General features: G+C 62.1%; 15 protein-coding genes and 1 riboswitch. Of the genes, 4 read left to right on the forward strand and 11 right to left on the reverse strand.

The window, feature by feature from the left end; translation table 11 throughout:
* Positions 1 to 279: 279 nt before the first annotated feature.
* The 4 genes from J3361_RS05760 to J3361_RS05775 form a co-directional block, all read right to left on the reverse strand.
* The gene (locus tag J3361_RS05760) at positions 280 to 1,644 is read right to left on the reverse strand and encodes a DUF1329 domain-containing protein (protein ID WP_207963211.1); all 1,365 of its coding nucleotides are present in this window, start codon (positions 1,642 to 1,644) and stop codon (positions 280 to 282) included.
* Positions 1,645 to 1,669: 25 nt separating this feature from the next.
* Positions 1,670 to 3,535, reverse strand: a complete 1,866-nt coding sequence (locus J3361_RS05765) for a DUF1302 domain-containing protein (protein ID WP_207963213.1) — start codon at positions 3,533 to 3,535, stop codon at positions 1,670 to 1,672.
* Between the two features lie 331 nt (positions 3,536 to 3,866).
* Positions 3,867 to 5,549, reverse strand: coding sequence for a fatty acid--CoA ligase (locus tag J3361_RS05770; RefSeq protein ID WP_207963215.1), 1,683 nt, complete (start codon positions 5,547 to 5,549; stop codon positions 3,867 to 3,869).
* A gap of 143 nt (positions 5,550 to 5,692) precedes the next feature.
* Positions 5,693 to 6,322, reverse strand: coding sequence for a LysE family transporter (locus J3361_RS05775; protein ID WP_207963216.1), 630 nt, complete (start codon positions 6,320 to 6,322; stop codon positions 5,693 to 5,695).
* A gap of 296 nt (positions 6,323 to 6,618) precedes the next feature.
* Here J3361_RS05775 and J3361_RS05780 point away from each other — a divergent pair, with 296 nt between their 5' ends.
* From J3361_RS05780 to J3361_RS05790, 3 genes are all read left to right on the forward strand, one after another.
* Positions 6,619 to 7,584, forward strand: a complete 966-nt coding sequence (locus J3361_RS05780) for a 2-hydroxyacid dehydrogenase (RefSeq protein WP_207963217.1) — start codon at positions 6,619 to 6,621, stop codon at positions 7,582 to 7,584.
* A gap of 33 nt (positions 7,585 to 7,617) precedes the next feature.
* Positions 7,618 to 8,616 (forward strand): class I SAM-dependent methyltransferase, encoded by a 999-nt coding sequence (locus J3361_RS05785; RefSeq protein ID WP_207963218.1) that lies wholly within the window; start codon positions 7,618 to 7,620, stop codon positions 8,614 to 8,616.
* Between the two features lie 50 nt (positions 8,617 to 8,666).
* A riboswitch (yybP-ykoY riboswitch) is annotated at positions 8,667 to 8,787 on the forward strand.
* 93 nt (positions 8,788 to 8,880) lie between these two features.
* Positions 8,881 to 9,444 (forward strand): TMEM165/GDT1 family protein, encoded by a 564-nt coding sequence (locus J3361_RS05790; protein WP_207963431.1) that lies wholly within the window; start codon positions 8,881 to 8,883, stop codon positions 9,442 to 9,444.
* Between the two features lie 92 nt (positions 9,445 to 9,536).
* Here J3361_RS05790 and J3361_RS05795 read toward each other — a convergent pair whose 3' ends face one another.
* A complete protein-coding gene (locus tag J3361_RS05795) occupies positions 9,537 to 10,352 on the reverse strand; it encodes a M48 family metallopeptidase (protein ID WP_207963219.1) in 816 nt (271 codons plus the stop codon).
* Positions 10,353 to 10,569: 217 nt separating this feature from the next.
* On the opposite strand from J3361_RS05795, the gene J3361_RS05800 reads away from it, so the two are divergent.
* Positions 10,570 to 12,708 (forward strand): methyl-accepting chemotaxis protein, encoded by a 2,139-nt coding sequence (locus tag J3361_RS05800; protein ID WP_207963220.1) that lies wholly within the window; start codon positions 10,570 to 10,572, stop codon positions 12,706 to 12,708.
* Positions 12,709 to 13,049: 341 nt separating this feature from the next.
* On the opposite strand, the gene hisC is transcribed toward J3361_RS05800, so the two are convergent.
* The 6 genes from hisC to J3361_RS05830 form a co-directional block, all read right to left on the reverse strand.
* Positions 13,050 to 14,102, reverse strand: coding sequence for a histidinol-phosphate transaminase (gene hisC, locus J3361_RS05805; protein ID WP_207963221.1), 1,053 nt, complete (start codon positions 14,100 to 14,102; stop codon positions 13,050 to 13,052).
* Between the two features lies 1 nt (position 14,103).
* Positions 14,104 to 15,441, reverse strand: a complete 1,338-nt coding sequence (gene hisD, locus J3361_RS05810; RefSeq protein WP_207963223.1) for a histidinol dehydrogenase — start codon at positions 15,439 to 15,441, stop codon at positions 14,104 to 14,106.
* A gap of 123 nt (positions 15,442 to 15,564) precedes the next feature.
* On the reverse strand, positions 15,565 to 16,200 hold the full coding sequence (gene hisG, locus J3361_RS05815; RefSeq protein ID WP_053118502.1) for an ATP phosphoribosyltransferase: 636 nt from the start codon (positions 16,198 to 16,200) through the stop codon (positions 15,565 to 15,567).
* Between the two features lie 129 nt (positions 16,201 to 16,329).
* On the reverse strand, positions 16,330 to 17,595 hold the full coding sequence (gene murA, locus J3361_RS05820) for a UDP-N-acetylglucosamine 1-carboxyvinyltransferase (RefSeq protein WP_207963225.1): 1,266 nt from the start codon (positions 17,593 to 17,595) through the stop codon (positions 16,330 to 16,332).
* Positions 17,596 to 17,617: 22 nt separating this feature from the next.
* Positions 17,618 to 17,857, reverse strand: a complete 240-nt coding sequence (locus J3361_RS05825; RefSeq protein WP_144922827.1) for a BolA family protein — start codon at positions 17,855 to 17,857, stop codon at positions 17,618 to 17,620.
* Between the two features lie 115 nt (positions 17,858 to 17,972).
* Entirely contained in the window at positions 17,973 to 18,278 is a 306-nt protein-coding gene (locus J3361_RS05830) for an STAS domain-containing protein (RefSeq protein WP_207963432.1), read from the reverse strand.
* Positions 18,279 to 18,282 lie beyond the last annotated feature (4 nt).

Below are 18,282 nucleotides of genomic sequence, written 5' to 3' on the forward strand. Positions count from 1 at the left end.
AGGGAGTGCTACAAATGGCTACAAAAAGACTACATGCCGACCGACGTGAAAAATCCAGGCAGCCGCCGCTCTTGTGGCGAGGGAGCTTGCTCCCGCTGGGGTGCGCAGCAGCCCCAAGGCCGCCCCGTTTGATCTGACACCCCGAGTACTCTGCTTTGGGACCGCTTCGCAGTCCAGCGGGAGCAAGCTCCCTCGCCACAGGGGTTTTGTGTGGGTCAAAAAAAACGCCCCGAACCAGTCGGGGCGTTTTTTCGAGGATGCGGCCTCGGGTGGAGCGGTCTAGCGTATGCCCTCCTGGCGCAATGCATTCGGAGTGAAATCGGCGGTGGAGGCAGTGAAGCCGAAGTCGTAGGCCGATTTCTCTTCGTTCTTCATGCCCAGCGCCAGGTAGCGGCCGGACTGCAGGTCGTAGAGGGTTTCCAGGGCGTACCACGGCACTTGTTTGTCGTAGTAGTTCTCGGCATGGGCCTCGGCCACGCGCCACAGTTGGCCACGACCGTCGTAGTGATCGATCACCGCGGCTTGCCAGGTGTCTTCGTCGATGTAGAAGTCACGCTTGGCGTAGATGTGGCGCTGGCCTTCCTTCAGGGTCGCGGTCACATGCCAGACACGACGCAGCTCGTAGCGAGTCAGGTCCTGGTTGATGTGGCCGGCCTTGATGATGTCGGCGTACTTGAGTTGCGGCGAATCGATCTTGTAGCTGTTGGCGGCGATGTACAGCTCTTTCTTGCCTTCCAGCTTCCAGTCGTAGCGGTCCGGCGCGCCGTTATACATGTCCAGGTTGTCGGAGGTACGCAGGCCGTCGGCGGCGGTACCCGGGCCGTCATAGGACACTTGCGGGGCACGGCGCACACGGCGCTGGCCAGCGTTGTAGACCCACGCCGAACGCGGTTCCTTCACTTGGTCGAGGGTTTCGTGCACCAGAAGCACGCCACCGGCCAGGCGCGCCGGCGCGGTCACTTGTTGCTTGAAGTAGAACAGGATGTTGCCTGGGTTGGCCGGATCGAAATCCTTCATCTTGTCGCGGAATACGAACTGGTCGCGGAAGTACACCAGGCTGTAGGAGCCGTTGGGCTGCGGGGTGGCCTGGGTGACCAGGCGCGTCACGCTGCCGCCGCGATAGCGGGTGATATGGTTCCAGATCACTTCCACGCCGCTCTGGGGAATCGGGAACGGCACGGCCGTCTCGAAGTTCTCCAGGCCGTTGCCGCCGGAGACCAGCTTGGTGTTGACCGCGTTTTTCTTGATGGAGGCGAACACCTCGTCAGGCACGGTGGCACCGCGATGGGTCGGGTAGACCGGCATCTTGAAGGTTTCCGGGTAGCGCTTGAACATCGCGTATTGGCCGGGAGCGAGCTTGGCTTTGTACTGCTCGACGTTCTGCGCGGTGATGGTGAACAGCGGTTTCTCAGTCGGGAACGGGTCGGCAAGGAAGCCCTTGCTGTCCACGGCACCGGCGTTCTTGGCCATGGGCTTCCAGGCCGAGATCGAGCCATCGGCATTGCCGGCCATCTCGGCGCCCATCGGCGTCAGGCTCTTGCCCAGTTTGTCGGCCTCGGCCGCGGGCACGGCCGCCATGACGCTGGCGGCCAGCAGGGATAGCCCCAGAACACCGGCCTGCATCAGATTCTTTGTTATTTTCATAGTGTGTCGTCCTGAAATTCGGTGCTTAGAAGGTCACGCCGACGCTGAGCGCCAGGAAGTCGCGATCGTCCACGGTGCTGTAATCGCCACCAAAGAAGTTGGTGTAGGCCAGGCTGGCGTTGTAGGTGTTCTGGTACTCGGCATCCAGCCCGAGGCTGACGGCTTTGCGGCCTTCTTCGAAGTTGCCGCCAGGGCCTGGCGAGTAACCCTTGACGTCATGGGACCAGGCCACGTTGGGCTTGAGGTTCACGCCGGCGAACACGTCCGGGTATTCCCAGATGGCGCGCGCGCGGTAGCCCCAGGAGGTGGAGGTGGTGAAGCCGTCGTTGTTGCAGTTGCTGTTCACGTCGTTGATGGTCTGGCCGCCGCCTGTGGCGGTAGAGCCATTGAGCCTGTCACAGGCTCCGGCGGGCAGTTGACCCGGACCAAAGACGGGGTCACGACCGTAGCGAAGGTCCGACTTGCTTTCCAAGCCTCCAACATGGGTAACGCCGACTTCACCTACCAGTGTGAGGCGACTGGCGCCCATGACCTGATCCAAGAAGTGAGTGAAGGTGGTCTGGAACTGAGTGATTTCCTTGCGGCGATAACCGTGCAGATCCTGGCCTGGCACACCCGTGAGCAGCGAAGCATTGCCCAACACAGGACCACCGAGCGGGCGAACGCCGGCGAACAGGATGTCGGTGGTGCTCAATTGCACCGGTGCATTGGGGCGATAGCTCAATTCACCGCTCCACGCCGTACCGGTAGGCAGCGTGGTGGAAAAGCTCAGGCCGTAGAGTCGAATGTCTTCCGGGTATTCAACAAAATAGTTGGAGTTGCCCGCCACGATCAGCGGTGCCAATTGACCAAAGCCAGGCGCACTGTTGTAGACCGATTGAGGGGCACCGGTGGCACTGAAAATCGGCGCACGGCTGTGGTAGTTCATGAAGTAGGCACCGAACTCGGTGTCCAGCGGTTCGAACATGTACTTCAACGACGCGCCCCACTGGCCGCTATCGCGGGCGTCACGGTCCGGGCCACGCCGTACCAGCACGCCTTCTTCGTTGATGTCGACGCCCTGACCTTCCAATATCGGGAGAACGATGCCCGGGAACGGAATGCTGGAGCGCTTGTTCAGCACCCGCAGATTATCGGTACACCCATCGGCAATCACATCCGGCTGGGAGAAGAACGTGCCGCAGTTATCCACCACGGTCTGGTCCCACTCCAACTGGTAGAACGCCTCGGCCGACAGGTTGTCGGTCAGGCTCTGGGAGACGTAGAACATGTTCACCGGGATCAGGCCTTCCTTGACCTCGGCACCAGGGCGACGGAACGCGGACACGTCGACCGGGTTGATGGAGTTGATGCCACCCTGGATGAAGGTACTTTCACCCCAGCTGACCACCTGCTTGCCCAGGCGGACCGAGCCCGGCTGATCGGCTATGGCGTAGTTGTGGTAGATGAATGCATCGAGGATCTGCCCGCCGGAGGACTTGGCGCCTTCCTTGCGGTTGCTGTCGCTGATGTCCTTGTACAGGCGATGTTCGTCCTTGAGTTCGAAGTCGTACCAGTACTTGCCGCGCACGAATACGCCGGTATCGCCGTACTTCAGTTCCAGGTCATGGATGCCCTTGAAGATCTTCGAGAAGGTTTCCCCTCGCTTGAAATTCAGGTGGCCGTCATCGGAGGTCTGCGACAAACCCTTGCCGCCGTTGTTGACGCCGATCAGGTCCTTGTTGGCGTTGGCCGTGGACCAGCTCGCGCCGACCGACAGGGACGAGTCGAACTGCCCTTCGATTTCACCGATGTTGAAGCTGACGCCGAATGCAGGCCCGGCGAGCGAAGAGGCGAGACTGACCGCCAGAGGCAGTTTTGCCCGGCGCCAGAACGTGGTTGCTGAGGTCATCGACGCTACTCCATGTGCATTATTGTTATGGCAATGGACATTTCAAGAACACCTCGACGGCGGGGAGCGGCAGCGTCCCGACATCCATCGAAGTCGCATCGCCCTTTCGTGCGTGCGCCCCGTTCTTGAGAATCCGTGAGCGGACTATAGCCAGCAGGTAGTACGGCTTGATCCCTCTAAAGTGTGATTTGCAGCCCTCAACCACTCTGGAACAGTCCTTTCGCCAGACCGACAGATGTCGGCACGGCAAGGATGGCTGAAATTTTCGGTTTGACAAGGCAAGCGCTTGCTTGGTGGGGCTGCCGTGCCCTTTCGGGCACGGTAAAAGGGCCTAAAGCGTGGACAGGAAGGTGCTGTTGTTGCTCTGCCATTCGGTGATGTCGACGCGGATGCGCTTCTTGTCGAGCTTGCCGACGCTGGTCTTGGGAATTTCCGTAACAAGGGCGATCTGGCTCGGGATCGCCCACTTGCTCAAGTGCCCCAGCTCGACGAACGGCTTGAGGTGTTCCTTGAGTTCGCGAGCCCCGATCTCATGCCCTTCGCGAATCACCAGCAAGGCAAACGGCCGCTCGCCCCACTGCGGATCGGGAATGCCGACCACTGCTACTTCGCGTACCGCTGCGTGACGGCTGATGAGGTCTTCCAGGTCCAGGGAGGAGATCCATTCGCCACCGGTCTTGATCACGTCCTTGATGCGGTCGCGGATGTCGATGAAGCCCATGTTGTCGAGCGTGGCGACGTCACCGGTGTGCAACCAGCCGCCGGCCCAGAGCTCGGCGCCCTTCTGCGGCTCGTTGAAATAACCCTCGGTGAGCCACGGCGCACGCAGCACCAGTTCGCCCTGGGTCTCGCCGTCGGCCGGCAGGAAATTCCCCTCGGTGTCGACGATCGCCGCTTCCACCAGTGGCCCTGGCACACCGGCCTTGATCCGGTAGGTGGTGCGTTCGTCTTCGCTGCCGGCCATCAGTTCCGCGTTGAGGTGGGCGCAGGACACCAGCGGGCCGGTTTCCGACATGCCGTAGGCGGCGGTGAGCTGGATGCCCCGGGCCTTGGCCGCTTCGTACAGGCTGCGGTTCAGGGCGCTGCCGCCGATGACGATTTTCCAGCCGTCGAAATCGGTGTCCTGGGCGCCCTTGGCATTGAGGACCATTTGCAGGATGGTCGGCACGCAATGGGAAAAGGTGACCTTTTCCTTGCGCCACAACTGGACCAGGAGTTCCGGATCGTAGCGGCCCGGGTAGACCTGCTTGAGCCCGAGCATGGTCGCCACGTAGGGCAGGCCCCACGCGTGGACATGGAACATCGGCGTGATGGGCATGTACACGTCGTTGGTGCCCAGCAGCCGCACGCTGTCGATGGAGCCCATGATGGTCGCCACGCCCATGGTGTGCAGCACCAGTTGCCGATGGGTGAAGTACACGCCCTTGGGGTTGCCCGTGGTGCCGGTGGTGTAGAACGTGGTGGCGACGGAGTTCTCGTCGAAGTCCTGGAAGTCGTAAGTGGGGGCGGCGGCGGCCAGCAATTGTTCGTACTCGCCCACCAGGTTCGGCAGCTCGGCGGTTTTTTCCGGCAAGTCGGTCAGCAGCAGGGTCTTGTCCACCGTGGTCAGATGCCCGGCAATCGCCTGGTACAAGCCGACGAACTCGCTGTTGACCAGCACGAAGCGGTCCTCGGCGTGGTTCATGGTGTAGACGATCTGCTCCGGTGACAGGCGCACGTTGATGGTGTGGATCACCGCGCCGATCATCGGGATCGCGAACATGCATTCCAGGTAGCGATGGCTGTCCCAGTCCATCACCGCCACGGTATCGCCGGCCTTGACCCCCGCCTCGGTCAACACGTTGGCCAGGCGCGCGACCCGCTCGATCAGCGTCGGATAGCTGTAGCGCAATTGGTCACGGTAAATGATCTCGCGGGTTTTCTCGTAACGCGTGCCGGACATCAGCAGCCGCTTGATCAGCAGCGGGTATTGATAGGCGCCTTCGGCGGGAGGAATAACGCGAGTCTGCAACATAAGAGTCCCTTTTCTGACTGCACGGTCTTGGCTGGAAGTAAGCACTCTAGAGCGCTTATACACGGATCAAATCAGCCAAAGGAATGATTTGATCAGCGCGTAGATACTAGCCTTGAGCCATGTCCGGGACCGTAGGCGCTGGATCAGTGCGACTCGGTAAACGCCAGCTTCACCCCGATAGCCACGAGCACCGCGCCCATGGTCCGGTCGAACCAGTGGCCCATGCGCGCGAAACCGGCGCGCACCCGTTGCTGGCTGAACAGCAGCGCCACCAGGCAGAACCAGACGGCCGTCGCCACCGCCAGGTACACGCCGTAACCGGCCTGGATCGCCAGCGGTGTATGCGGGTTGATCACTACGGTGAACAGCGACAGGAAAAACAGCGTCGCCTTGGGGTTCAGGCCATTGGTGACGAAGCCGGAGATGAACGCGCCGCGGGCGGTACGCTCACCGATCTCCTGGTGCAGGTTTTCCTCGGCCGGCTTGGCCGGTTGCGCCCGCAGGGCCTTGAAACCGATGTACAGCAGGTACGCAGCGGCGGCCCACTTCAGCGCGTTGAACAGCACGATCGATTGCGACACGATCAGGCCGATGCCCAGCAACGAATAGCCCACATGCAGGAAAATCGCCGTGCCGACGCCCAGCGCCGTCCAGGTCCCGGCGCGCCGGCCATGGGTCACGCTTTCGCGCACCACCACGGCAAAATCCGGCCCGGGGCTGGCAACGGCCAGCAGGTGGATCAGGGCGACGGTGAGAAATTCGGCGAGGTACATGGTGGGGCTCCTTGGCTAACTCAAATCTCAAAACAAACATCATTGTGTGGCAAATGAATCTGTGGCGAGGGGATTTATCCCCGTTGGGCTGCGAAGCAGCCCCAAGAAGCTTCGGACATTTTTTGTCTGGCACATCCAGTGTTCAGGTTTCAGGGCTGCTTCGCAGCCCAACGGGGATAAATCCCCTCGCCACAAGGATCTTCATTAGCCCCAACATCGAGCTAGGCCAAAGCCACATTCCATCTGATAGGCTCGCCACATTACGCCTTCGGTTCTTGACATAAAAGGTACAGCTGATGACGAACACCGCTCGCGCCGTTTTCCTCGACCACCCTTCCCTGGACCTCGGCGACCTGGACCTGGGCCCGCTGCGCAGCTGCTTCAGCGACCTGCAACTGTTCGCCCGGACCACGCCAGACCAGGTGACCGAGCGGCTCAAGGGCGCCACCGTGGCAATCACCAACAAAATCGTGATCGATGCCCAGGCCATGGCGGCCAGCCCCGACCTGAAACTGATCCTGATCAGTGCCACCGGCACCAACAATGTCGACCTGGCAGCCGCCCGCAGCCACGGCATCACCGTGTGCAATTGCCAGGGCTACGGCACGCCGTCGGTGGCCCAGCACACCATCATGCTGTTGCTGAACCTGGCGACGCGCCTGGCCGATTATCAAAAAGCGGTGGGAGAAGGCCGCTGGCAGCAGGCGTCGCAGTTCTGCCTGCTGGACTATCCAATTGTCGAACTGGAAGGCAAGACCCTGGGCCTGCTCGGCCATGGCGAGTTGGGCAGCGCCGTCGGGCGGCTGGCCGAGGCCTTTGGCATGCGCGTGCTGCTGGGGCAGATCCCCGGACGCCCGGCGCGCCCCGACCGCTTGCCGCTAGAGCAATTGCTGCCACAGGTCGATGCCCTGACCCTGCACTGCCCGCTCAACGAGCACACCCGCAACTTCATCGGCGCCCGCGAACTGGCACTGCTCAAACCCGGTGCGTTCGTGGTCAATACCGCCCGTGGCGGCCTGATCGACGAACAGGCCCTGGCCGAGGCCCTGCGCAGGGGTCACTTGGGCGGTGCCGCCACCGACGTGCTGAGCGTGGAGCCGCCGGTCCAAGGCAACCCACTGCTGGCCGGCGATATTCCACGATTGATCGTCACCCCCCACAACGCCTGGGGCAGCCGCGAGGCGCGGCAACGGATCGTCGGTCAAATGAGCGAAAACGCCCAAGGCTTTTTCAGCGGTACAGCGCGGCGTGTCGTCAGTTGATAAACTGCCGCACTTTTTTTCAAGGAGCAGACCATGGATCCGCGCAGTGAAGTACTGCTTCGTCAGGCCGAGTTATTCCAGGGTTCGGTGTTGTTGGCCGGCCTGCCCGCCGACGACCTGCTCGGCCGTTTGCCCGAGGCCCATGGCTGGTGCTGGCATGCCGGCGACCAGGCAGCGCTGGATGCTCGTTTCCCCGAGCGCAGCCACTTTGGCGTGAACGTCCCCGAGCATGGGTTCGACACCGCCGTGGTATTCCTGCCCAAGGCCAAGGACCTGACCGATTACATCCTCAATGCCGTGGCGGCGCGCCTGGCTGGTCGTGAGGTGTACCTGGTGGGGGAGAAACGCAGCGGCATCGAAGGGGCGTCCAAGCAGCTCAACCCGTTCGGCAAGCCGCGCAAGCTCGATAGCGCGCGGCACTGCCAGCTATGGCAGGTCACGGTCGCGAATGCGCCCGAGGCCAAGCCACTGGAAAGCCTGGCCCAAACCTACGAACTGCCCCTGGCCGAAGGCCCGCTGAAGGTTATCAGTCTGCCGGGAGTGTTCAGCCATGGTCGCCTGGATCGCGGCAGTGCGCTGCTGCTCGAACATCTGGACAAGCTGCCCAGTGGTCACCTGTTGGACTTCGGCTGCGGTGCCGGGGTGCTGGGGGCGGCGGTCAAACGTCGCTATCCGCACAATACCGTCACCCTGTTGGACGTGGACGCTTTCGCCGCCGCCAGCAGCCGTCTGACCCTGGCCGCCAATGGACTGGAAGCCGAGGTGCTGACCGGTGACGGCATCGACGCCGCGCCGATGGGTTTGAGCGCGATCCTGAGCAACCCACCGTTCCATGTCGGCGTGCACACCGATTACCACGCCACGGAGAACCTGCTGCGAAAAGCGGCCAAACATCTGAAAAACGGTGGCGAACTTCGGCTTGTTGCCAACAGTTTCCTCAAGTACCAACCGTTGATCGAAGAGCATCTGGGCGCGTGCGCAATCAAGGCCGAAGGCCAGGGCTTTCGCATCTACCGGGCCAAGCGCGGTTGAGTTTTTTTCGGAAACAGCACTTGCTCAATCGGATTTGCCTAGGCAGAATCCGCTCCGTCCTAGGGGAGTAGTCTCCCGCGAGCACCATGCTCGCCCGGCATACGTCAACATACTTGGTCAGCAGACCATGGCGTATGCGGCCCAAGCGTCCACGCAGATGGTCGCTGGGTTTGACAAGACCTATGACACGCACACCTTACCCGGGGCGGGAAGGCTGTACGTGTCATAGCCGTGTCGACCCGCCCCTTTAGGAAATCCCTGATGCTGGACTCACTCCTCGTACCCACGGCGATCGTTGCGCTGGCCGAAATCGGCGACAAGACGCAATTGCTCGCGCTCATCCTGGCCGCTCGCTTTCGCAAACCCTGGCCGATCATCGCCGGCATCGTCGCCGCGACCCTGGCCAACCATGCGGCGGCCGGCGCGGTCGGCGCCTGGGTCAGCGGTTTTTTCTCCGACGCAGTCTTGCACTGGATACTGGCGGCCAGCTTCGCGGCCACGGCACTGTGGACTTTGGTCCCGGACAAACTGGACGATGAAGAAGCCAACACGGCCCGCAAGTTCGGACCGTTCCTGACCACGCTGATCGCATTCTTCCTGGCGGAAATCGGCGACAAGACCCAGATCGCCACGGTGATGCTCGCCGCGCAATACCCGGAGCTGTGGCTGGTGATCATCGGCACCACCGTGGGCATGTTGATTGCCAACGTGCCGGTGGTCCTGGCGGGCAATTTCGCCGCCGAGAAGCTGCCCCTGACCCTGATCCGCCGCCTGGCCGCCTCGGCGTTCTTCGTCCTGGCGATCGTGGCGGTGTATAGGGCTTTGTAGCAGCTGCGAGCTGCAAGCCTCAAGCTGCAAGCAAAGGCGGTTCTGCTTCGCTTGTAGCTTGTAGCTTGTAGCTTGTAGCTTGTAGCTTGCAGCTATTTCTTCGCCTGCTGATACAGCGGCATCACCTTCGGTATCGCCGCCTGCAACGAAGCGATACGGCTGCTCGACGACGGGTGGGTGCTCATGAATTCCGGTGGCGCGCCTTCCGAAGCCTTGGCCATCTTGTTCCACAAGGTGATCGCCGCGTTCGGGTCATAGCCGGCGCGGGCGGCCAGTTCGAGGCCGATCAGGTCGGCTTCGTTCTCGTTGCCACGACTGTTGGGCAAGGTCATGCCGTAGTTGGCGACGGTGTCGGCCAATGCCAGGCTGTCCTGGCCGAGGCCGAACAAGGCACCGGCGCCCTGCTTGGCCATTTCAATGCCGTAGGCTTTGGACATCGCTTCGCGCCCGTGCTCGCGCAGGGCGTGGGCGATTTCGTGGCCGATGATCGCGGCGATTTCATCGTCGGTGAGCTTCAGCTTATTGATCAAGCCGGTGTAGAAAATGATTTTCCCACCAGGGCCGCAGCTGGCGTTGAGCTCGTCGCTCTTGATCAGGTTCACTTCCCAGTTCCATTGCGCCGAATCCGGACGGAACACCGGCGCCTGGGCGATCAGCCGACTGGAGATGGCCTGGACACGCTTGGCATCGCTGCTGGTCTTGTCCAGCACGCCCTGGGCACTCGCCTCGCCCATCGTCTTTTGATAGGACTGGGCGTACATCTGGTTGACCTGGTCGGTCGACAGCATGCTGAACATGTACTGCTTGCGTTCCACGCCCACGGCTCCGCCGCTGGTGGTATTGACCGACTGGCAACCGGCGAGCAGCAGCGCCGCGCTCAGAGCACTCACCATCAATGTCTTGTTCATGTAAAAGAAGCTCCCTGGAAACGTGGGCGTATCCTAGGCCTTGATTTGTATCGGCGCCAGATACACAACGAGGGGATTACGTTTTTTTAGAAAGATCCACCGCGCCCATTTGCGACACCCACCTAGCCAAAACAGTCACCCGACGAACAGCGCCTCATGTCGCGCCACGGAAACGCCGATAAAGATCCCAGGCGTCATTTCCGCGTCCGGAGTCTTTATGAAATTCAGATCGATCCAGTTTTCCGTGGCCGCCCTGGCCGGTGCCATCGTGCTCAGCGTGGTCGGCGCCCTTGTGCTGTACGCGCTGTTTGCCGGTGCCCGCACCCAGGAGATGGTGCAACAGCGAACCAAGGCGCAGTTCGAACAACTCATCGAACAACGCCTCAGTGCCCTGGCGCGCACCCAGGCCAGCCTGATCCAGCGGGAATTGGAAGCCCCGCTGTTGCTCGCCCGCGGCCTGGCCACCACGAATGCCTTGATGGGCATGAACGGCGCGGACGGCAACCCGCAACTGAAGGTGCCCCGTGAGCAGATGATCAGCCTGTTGCGGGAAACCGTCGTACGCAACCCGAAAATCCTCGGCGCCTACATCGCCTGGGAGCCGAATGCCATCGACCACGACGACGCCAATTACGTGGACAGCCCGGTGCTGGGCATGGAAACCAACGGGCGTTTCCTGCCTTGGTGGTTTCGCAACCAGGACGGCTCCCTGGGCCTGGAAAAGCTCGCCGATGTGACCGATCAGAAGCTACTCTCCACCGGCATTCGCGCCAGTGAGTACTACCTGTGCTCCCAGGACAGCAAGAAAGCCTGCGTGATCGACCCGGCCCCCTACCGGGTCGGCAGCACGATGACCATGCTCGCCTCGTTCATCGAACCGATCATGATTGAGGGCAAGTTCCAGGGCATCGTCGGTGCCGACCTGTCGGTGAACTTCATCCAGGACATGCTCGTGGCCGCCGACGGCAAGCTGTACGACGGCGCCGGGGAAATGGCCTTGCTCTCGAACAACAACCGGCTGGTGGCCTTCACCAAGGACCCGAGCAAACTCGGGGAGAAGGCCAGCGACCTGCTGGACGCCAACGAGCTGGATAATCTGGCCAAGCTGGGCGTCGGCGAAGTGCGTTACGACATCGACGAAGCCCACGGGCATATCGAGGTGTACATGCCGTTCGGCATCGGCGAGACCAACGCCCGCTGGACGCTGATGCTGCAACTGCCACTGAATGCGGTCATGGCCGACCTGCAAGCATTGCAGCAGGACCTCGACGATCGGCGCCAGACCGACATCTTCGGCATGGCGATGGTGGGCCTGGTGATTGCAGGGATCGGTCTGCTGGTGATCTGGCTGGTGGGCCACGGCATTGCCCGGCCACTCAAGCAAATGGTGGCGATGCTCGATGACATCGCCCAGGGCGAAGGCGACCTGACCCGTCGCCTGGTGAGCGACCGCGCCGATGAACTAGGGGCGATCGCCAGGGGCTTCAACACCTTCCTGAGCAAGCTGCAGGGCATGATCACCCAGGTAGTGACCTCGGTGCAGAGTGTCAGCGATTCGTCGGAGCACACCGCCGATATCGCGATCCGCACCAACCAGGGTGTGCACAAGCAAATGTCAGAGATCGATCAGGTCGCCACGGCCGTGCACGAAATGACCGCCACCGCCCAGGACGTGGCCCGCAACGCGACCCAAGCCGCCCAAGCCGCCAGCCATGCGGACCAAGCCGCCAGCCAGGGGATGCAGATCGTCCAGGACACTTCCACCTCCATTGGTGCTCTGGCCGTGGAAATCGGCAAGGCGGTGGGTGTGGTGCAGACCCTGGCCAGGGACAGCGAGAACATCAACGCGATCCTCACCGCCATCCGCGGGATCGCCGAGCAGACCAACCTGTTGGCCCTCAACGCAGCCATCGAAGCCGCCCGGGCCGGTGAACAGGGCCGTGGTTTCGCGGTGGTCGCCGATGAAGTGCGCAACCTGGCGCAGAAGACCCAGCAGGCGACTGAAGAAATCCAGGCAATGATCCAGCAACTGCAACAAGGCACCCGGGATGTGGTGCGGGTGATGGAAGACAGCCAACATCGCACCGATGAAAGCGTGCAGCATGCGGCGAAAGCGGCCCAGGCCTTGGAGACGATTACCCAGGCGGTGTCGGTGATCAACGACATGAACACCCAGATCGCCAGCGCTGCCGAGGAACAGAGCGCCGTGGCCGATGACATCAACCGCAACGTGATCAACATCGGGCAAGTGGCGAACGAAGTGGCCAGCGGTGCCGACGAATCCAGCGCGGCCAGCGCCGGGCTGACCAAACTGGCAGAGCAGCAGCGGCGGTTGATCAACCAGTTCAGGGTCTGATCCAAAGGCCCCATCGCGAGCAGGCTCGCTCCCACAGGGGATTTGCGGCGGTATGCAGATTCTGTGAACACCACAAAACAACTGTGGGAGCGAGCCTGCTCGCGAAGGCGTCAGTTCAGCCAGCATCGAAGTGACTGACACACCGCCTTCGCGAGCAAGCCCGCTCCCACAGGGGATTTGCGGCGGTATGCAGATCCTGTGAACACCACAAAACAACTGTGGGAGCGAGCCTGCTCGCGAAGGCGTCAGTTCAGCCAGCATCGAAGTGACTGACACACCGCTTTCGCGAGCAAGCTTTGCTCCCACAGACTCCACAGACTCCACAGGCTCAGTGCAGGGTTTCAGAGTTCGCCGAGGGCTCCGATCAAGGCCTGGTTCTGTTCCGGGGTGCCGATGCTGATCCGCAGGAACTGGGCAATCCGCTCCTGCTTGAAGTGCCGCACGATCACACCTTGCTCCCGCAGTTTCGCCGCCAACCCTGCCGCATCGTGCCGGGGGTGGCGGGCGAAGATGAAGTTGGCTGCCGAGGGCAATACTTCGAAACCCTTGGCTTCCAATTGGGCCACGACCCATTCACGGTGCTCGATGACCAACCGGCAGGTCCGGTCGAAATACTCGCGATCATCGAACGCCGCCGCGCCGCCGACATTCGCCAGGCGATCCAACGGGTAGGAGTTGAAGCTGTTCTTGATCCGCTCCAGCGCTTCGATCAGGTCCGGATGCCCCACCGCCAGGCCCACGCGCAGGCCCGCCAGCGAGCGGGACTTGGACAGGGTCTGGGTCACCAGCAGGTTCGGATAACGATCTACCAGGCTGATAGCCGTCTCGCCGCCGAAGTCGATATAGGCCTCGTCGACCACCACCACCGAATCCGGGCTGGCCTTGAGGATCCGCTCGACCGCCTCCAGCGCCAGCAGGCAGCCGGTCGGCGCGTTCGGGTTGGGGAAAATGATCCCGCCGTTGGGCTTGGCGTAGTCGGCCGGGTGAATCTGGAATTGTGCATCCAGCGGCACCGCCTCGAACTGAATACCGTACAGGCCGCAGTACACCGGATAGAAGCTGTAGCTGATGTCCGGGAACAACAGCGGCTGGTCGTGCTGCAACAGGCCGTGAAAAACGTGCGCCAGCACTTCATCCGAGCCGTTACCCAGGAACACCTGGTTGCTCTGCACGCCGTAATACCGGGCTACAGCGCCTTTGAGCAAATCACTGTTGGGATCCGGATACAGGCGCAGATTGTCGTTCAGCTCAGCCTGCATCGCCGCCAGGGCCTTGGGCGATGGGCCGTAGGGGTTCTCGTTGGTGTTGAGCTTGACCAACCGGGTCAGTTTCGGCTGTTCACCCGGCACGTAGGGCACCAGGTTCTTGACGAACGGGCTCCAGAATTTACTCATTTCAGTTCCCCTGCCCTTCAATGGCGTTCTCATCAAGAATGCGGTACTCGGCGCTGCGGGCGTGGGCGCTCAGCGATTCGCCACGGGCCAGCACCGAAGCGGTCTTGCCCAGTTCGGAGGCGCCCTGCTCGGAGCAGAAGATGATCGACGAGCGTTTCTGGAAGTCGTACACCCCCAGAGGCGACGAGAACCGCGCGGTGCCGGACGTCGGCAATACATGGTTAGGGCCTGCGCAATAATCACCCAAGGCCTCGCTGGTGTGACGGCCCATGAAAATCGCACCGGCGTGGCGGATCTGCGGCAACCAAGCCTGCGGGTCGGCGACCGACAACTCCAGGTGTTCCGGCGCGATGCGGTTGGCGACTTCGATGGCCTGCGCCATGTCATCGACCTTGATCAGCGCGCCTCGGCCATTGATCGACGTGTTGATGATTTCGGCGCGGTCCATGGTCGGCAACAGCTTGTCGATGCTCGCGGCCACCTTGTCGAGGAACTCGGCGTCCGGGCTGACCAGGATCGCCTGGGCGTCTTCGTCGTGCTCGGCCTGGGAAAACAGGTCCATGGCGATCCAGTCAGGATCGGTCTGGCCGTCGCACACCACGAGGATTTCCGAAGGACCGGCGATCATGTCGATGCCGACCTGGCCAAACACGTGGCGCTTGGCCGTGGCGACATAGATGTTGCCCGGGCCGACCACCTTGTCCACCCGTGGCACGCTTTCGGTGCCATAGGCCAGCGCCGCCACGGCCTGGGCACCGCCAATGGTGAACACCCGGTCCACGCCAGCGATGCACGCGGCGGCCAGCACCAACTCGTTGATTTCACCCCGAGGGGTCGGGACGACCATGACCACTTCGGTCACGCCGGCGACCTTGGCCGGGATGGCGTTCATCAGCACCGAGGACGGATAGGACGCCTTGCCCCCCGGCACGTACAGCCCAGCGCGGTCCAGCGGCGTGACCTTCTGGCCCAGCACGGTGCCGTCGGCTTCGGTGTAGCTCCAGGAGTCCTGTTTCTGCCTTTCGTGATAGTCACGGACCCGGGACGCGGCTTTTTCCAAGGCTTCGCGCTGGGGCACGGTGATCCGGGTCAGGGCCAGTTCCAGGCGCTCGCGCGGCAGGATCAGGTCAGCCATGGACGCCACTTGCAGGCCGTCGAATTTCTGGGTGAATTCCACCAGGGCGGCATCGCCACGCTCGCGTACGGCCTTGATGATGTCCAGCACCCGCTGATTGACCGAGTCGTCAGACACGCTTTCCCAGCTCAGCAGATGATCCAGATGATGTGCGAAATCCGGGTCGGCAGCGTTGAGTCGGCGAATCGAAGTGGGAGCGGTCATAGCGAAGGCCTCATTAATGGCAAATGCTCAGGCGCCCTAAGCTACCAGTCCATTCGCGTGGGCACCTGAGAAAATTGGCTATGACACGGATAGACGGGCGCGACTCAAGGTCGCGCAGGTGAATCAGCCGCGGTGTCGCGATTCCACTGCCTTGCGCAGGGTATCGATCAGAGCCTGGATACGAGCATGCTGCATTTTCATCGACGCCTTGTTGACGACCAACCGGGAGGTGATGTCAGCGATGAAGTCCTGGGGTTCCAGGCCGTTGGCCCGCAGGGTGTTGCCGGTGTCGACCACGTCGATGATCTTGTCTGCCAGGCCGATCAGCGGCGCCAGCTCCATCGAACCGTACAGCTTGATGATGTCGACCTGGCGGCCCTGCTCGGCGTAGTAACGCTTGGCAATGTTGACGAACTTGGTCGCCACCCGCAGGCGCCCCTTGGGCTCCGGCGCGCCGACTTTCCCGGCGGTCATCAGCTTGCAGCGGGCGATCCGCAGGTCCAGGGGCTCGTACAGGCCCTGGCCGCCGTATTCCATCAGCACGTCCTTGCCGGCGACGCCCAGGTCGGCGGCACCATGTTCCACGTAGGTCGGCACGTCGGTGGCACGCACGATCAGCAAGCGCACGTCGGCCTGGGTCGTGGGGATGATCAGCTTGCGGCTCTTGTCCGGATTCTCGGTCGGCACGATGCCCGCTTCAGCCAGAAGCGGCAGGGTGTCGTCAAGGATGCGGCCCTTGGACAGTGCGATGGTCAACATGGGAAACGTCAGTCCTTATCAAGGTACTCATGCCCGGTCGCAAGCGGCGCCGAACACACATCGAGGGTGCAACCACCCTCGACCTGAAACGAAATCAACGGGCACGTCCCTGCGCCCATGCAGCCGGAACTAGCCCGGCACGCGGCGGATCTTGGCGCCGAGCATCTGCAGTTTTTCTTCGATGCACTCGTAGCCACGGTCGATGTGGTAGATGCGGTCGATCAGGGTATCGCCTTCGGCAACCAGGGCCGAGATGACCAGGCTGGCCGAAGCCCGCAGGTCGGTGGCCATGACTGGCGCACCCTTGAGCTTCTCGGTGCCCGTGACGATGGCGGTGTTGCCCTCGACCTGGATCTTGGCGCCCATGCGGTGCAGCTCGTAGACGTGCATGAAGCGGTTTTCGAAGATCGTCTCGATCACCGCACCAGTGCCTTCGGCAATGGCGTTGAGGGAGATGAACTGCGCCTGCATGTCGGTCGGGAACGCCGGGTATGGAGCGGTCCGCACGTTGACAGCCTTGGGCCGCTTGCCGTGCATGTTCACTTCGATCCAGTCTTCGCCGCAGGTGACTTCGGCACCGGCTTCCTTGAGTTTTTCCAGGACGGCTTCAAGGATGGTCGGATCGGTGTCCTTGACCTTGACGCGGCCACCGGTGACGGCAGCAGCCACCAGATAGGTGCCGGTTTCGATCCGGTCCGGCATCACCTTGTAGGTGGCCGAATGCAGGCGCTCGACGCCATCGATGGTGATGGTGTCGGTGCCGGCGCCGCTGATCTTGGCGCCCATGGCGATCAGGAAGTTCGCCAGGTCGACCACTTCAGGCTCACGGGCGGCGTTCTGCAGCACGCTACGGCCCTTGGCCAGTGCGGCGGCCATCATGATGTTCTCGGTACCGGTCACGCTGACGGTGTCGAAGAAGAAGTGCGCACCGCGCAAGCCACCTTCCGGTGCCTTGGCCTTGATGTAGCCACCTTCGACGTCGATCACCGCGCCCATGGCTTCCAGGCCGCGAATGTGCAGGTCCACCGGACGCGAGCCAATGGCGCAACCGCCAGGCAAGGCGACTTCGGCTTCACCGAAACGGGCGACCATCGGACCCAATACCAGGATCGACGCGCGCATGGTCTTCACCAGCTCGTACGGGGCGACCAGGGTCTTGATGGTGCGTGGGTCGATCTCGACGCTGAGCTTCTCGTCGATCACCGGCTCGATGCCCATGCGGCCGAACAGCTCGATCATCGTGGTGATGTCGTGCAGGTGCGGCAGGTTGGCCACGGTCACAGGACCGTCGCACAGCAGGGTCGCGGCCAGGATTGGCAGGGCGGAGTTCTTTGCCCCGGAAATACGGATTTCGCCATCAAGACGAGCGCCGCCGGTAATAATCAGTTTATCCATAAGAATCTCGAGGCCCTTGGGCTCAGGTGCGCTCGGCCCAGGCCGCGCTGCTGAAAAATTTCATCGTGACCGCGTGGATGCTGCCATCGGCGATCCATGGGTTCAAATGGGCATAGATGCTCTGCTGACGCTTCACTGGGCTCAACGCCGCCAGTTCATCGCTGATTACGTTCAGCTGGAAATTGCAGCCTTCGCCTTCAACTTCCACCTTCGTACCAGGCAGCTTTCCTTCAAGGAAGCTCTTCACTTCTACAGCCTGCATGCTCAACCTCAATCGGCGCCCTGTGCGCGCGGGTCGCACATCATACAAAAAAGCCCCGCGCCTGCGAACCCCGCGAAGCAGGACTCTGACAGAGGGGCTTTTCCAACAATGTGGGTCAGGGGTGCGCCAACAGCTCGGTCAGCTCGCTGACCTGGGCTATTTCGCGCATGTCTTCGGGCATCCCACGGATGCTCCACGTTTTGCCGGCCGCCTTGGCGTCCCGCATGAAACACAGCAGCAGCGACAAGCCGACACTGCTGGACTTCTGCACCGCCGAACAGTCAATCACCACCTCGGCACCGCCGATGGACTTGATCAGCGCCTGCCCCTGCTTGCGCAGGGCAGGTCCAGTGCGGTAATCCAGCACGCCGCTGAGCAGCAGCTCACCGGCCCCGCCCAGACGAACGGCCGACTCACTCACCGAC

This window comes from Pseudomonas sp. OA65 (assembly GCF_017498305.1).
Classification (GTDB): domain Bacteria; phylum Pseudomonadota; class Gammaproteobacteria; order Pseudomonadales; family Pseudomonadaceae; genus Aquipseudomonas; species Aquipseudomonas zanjanensis.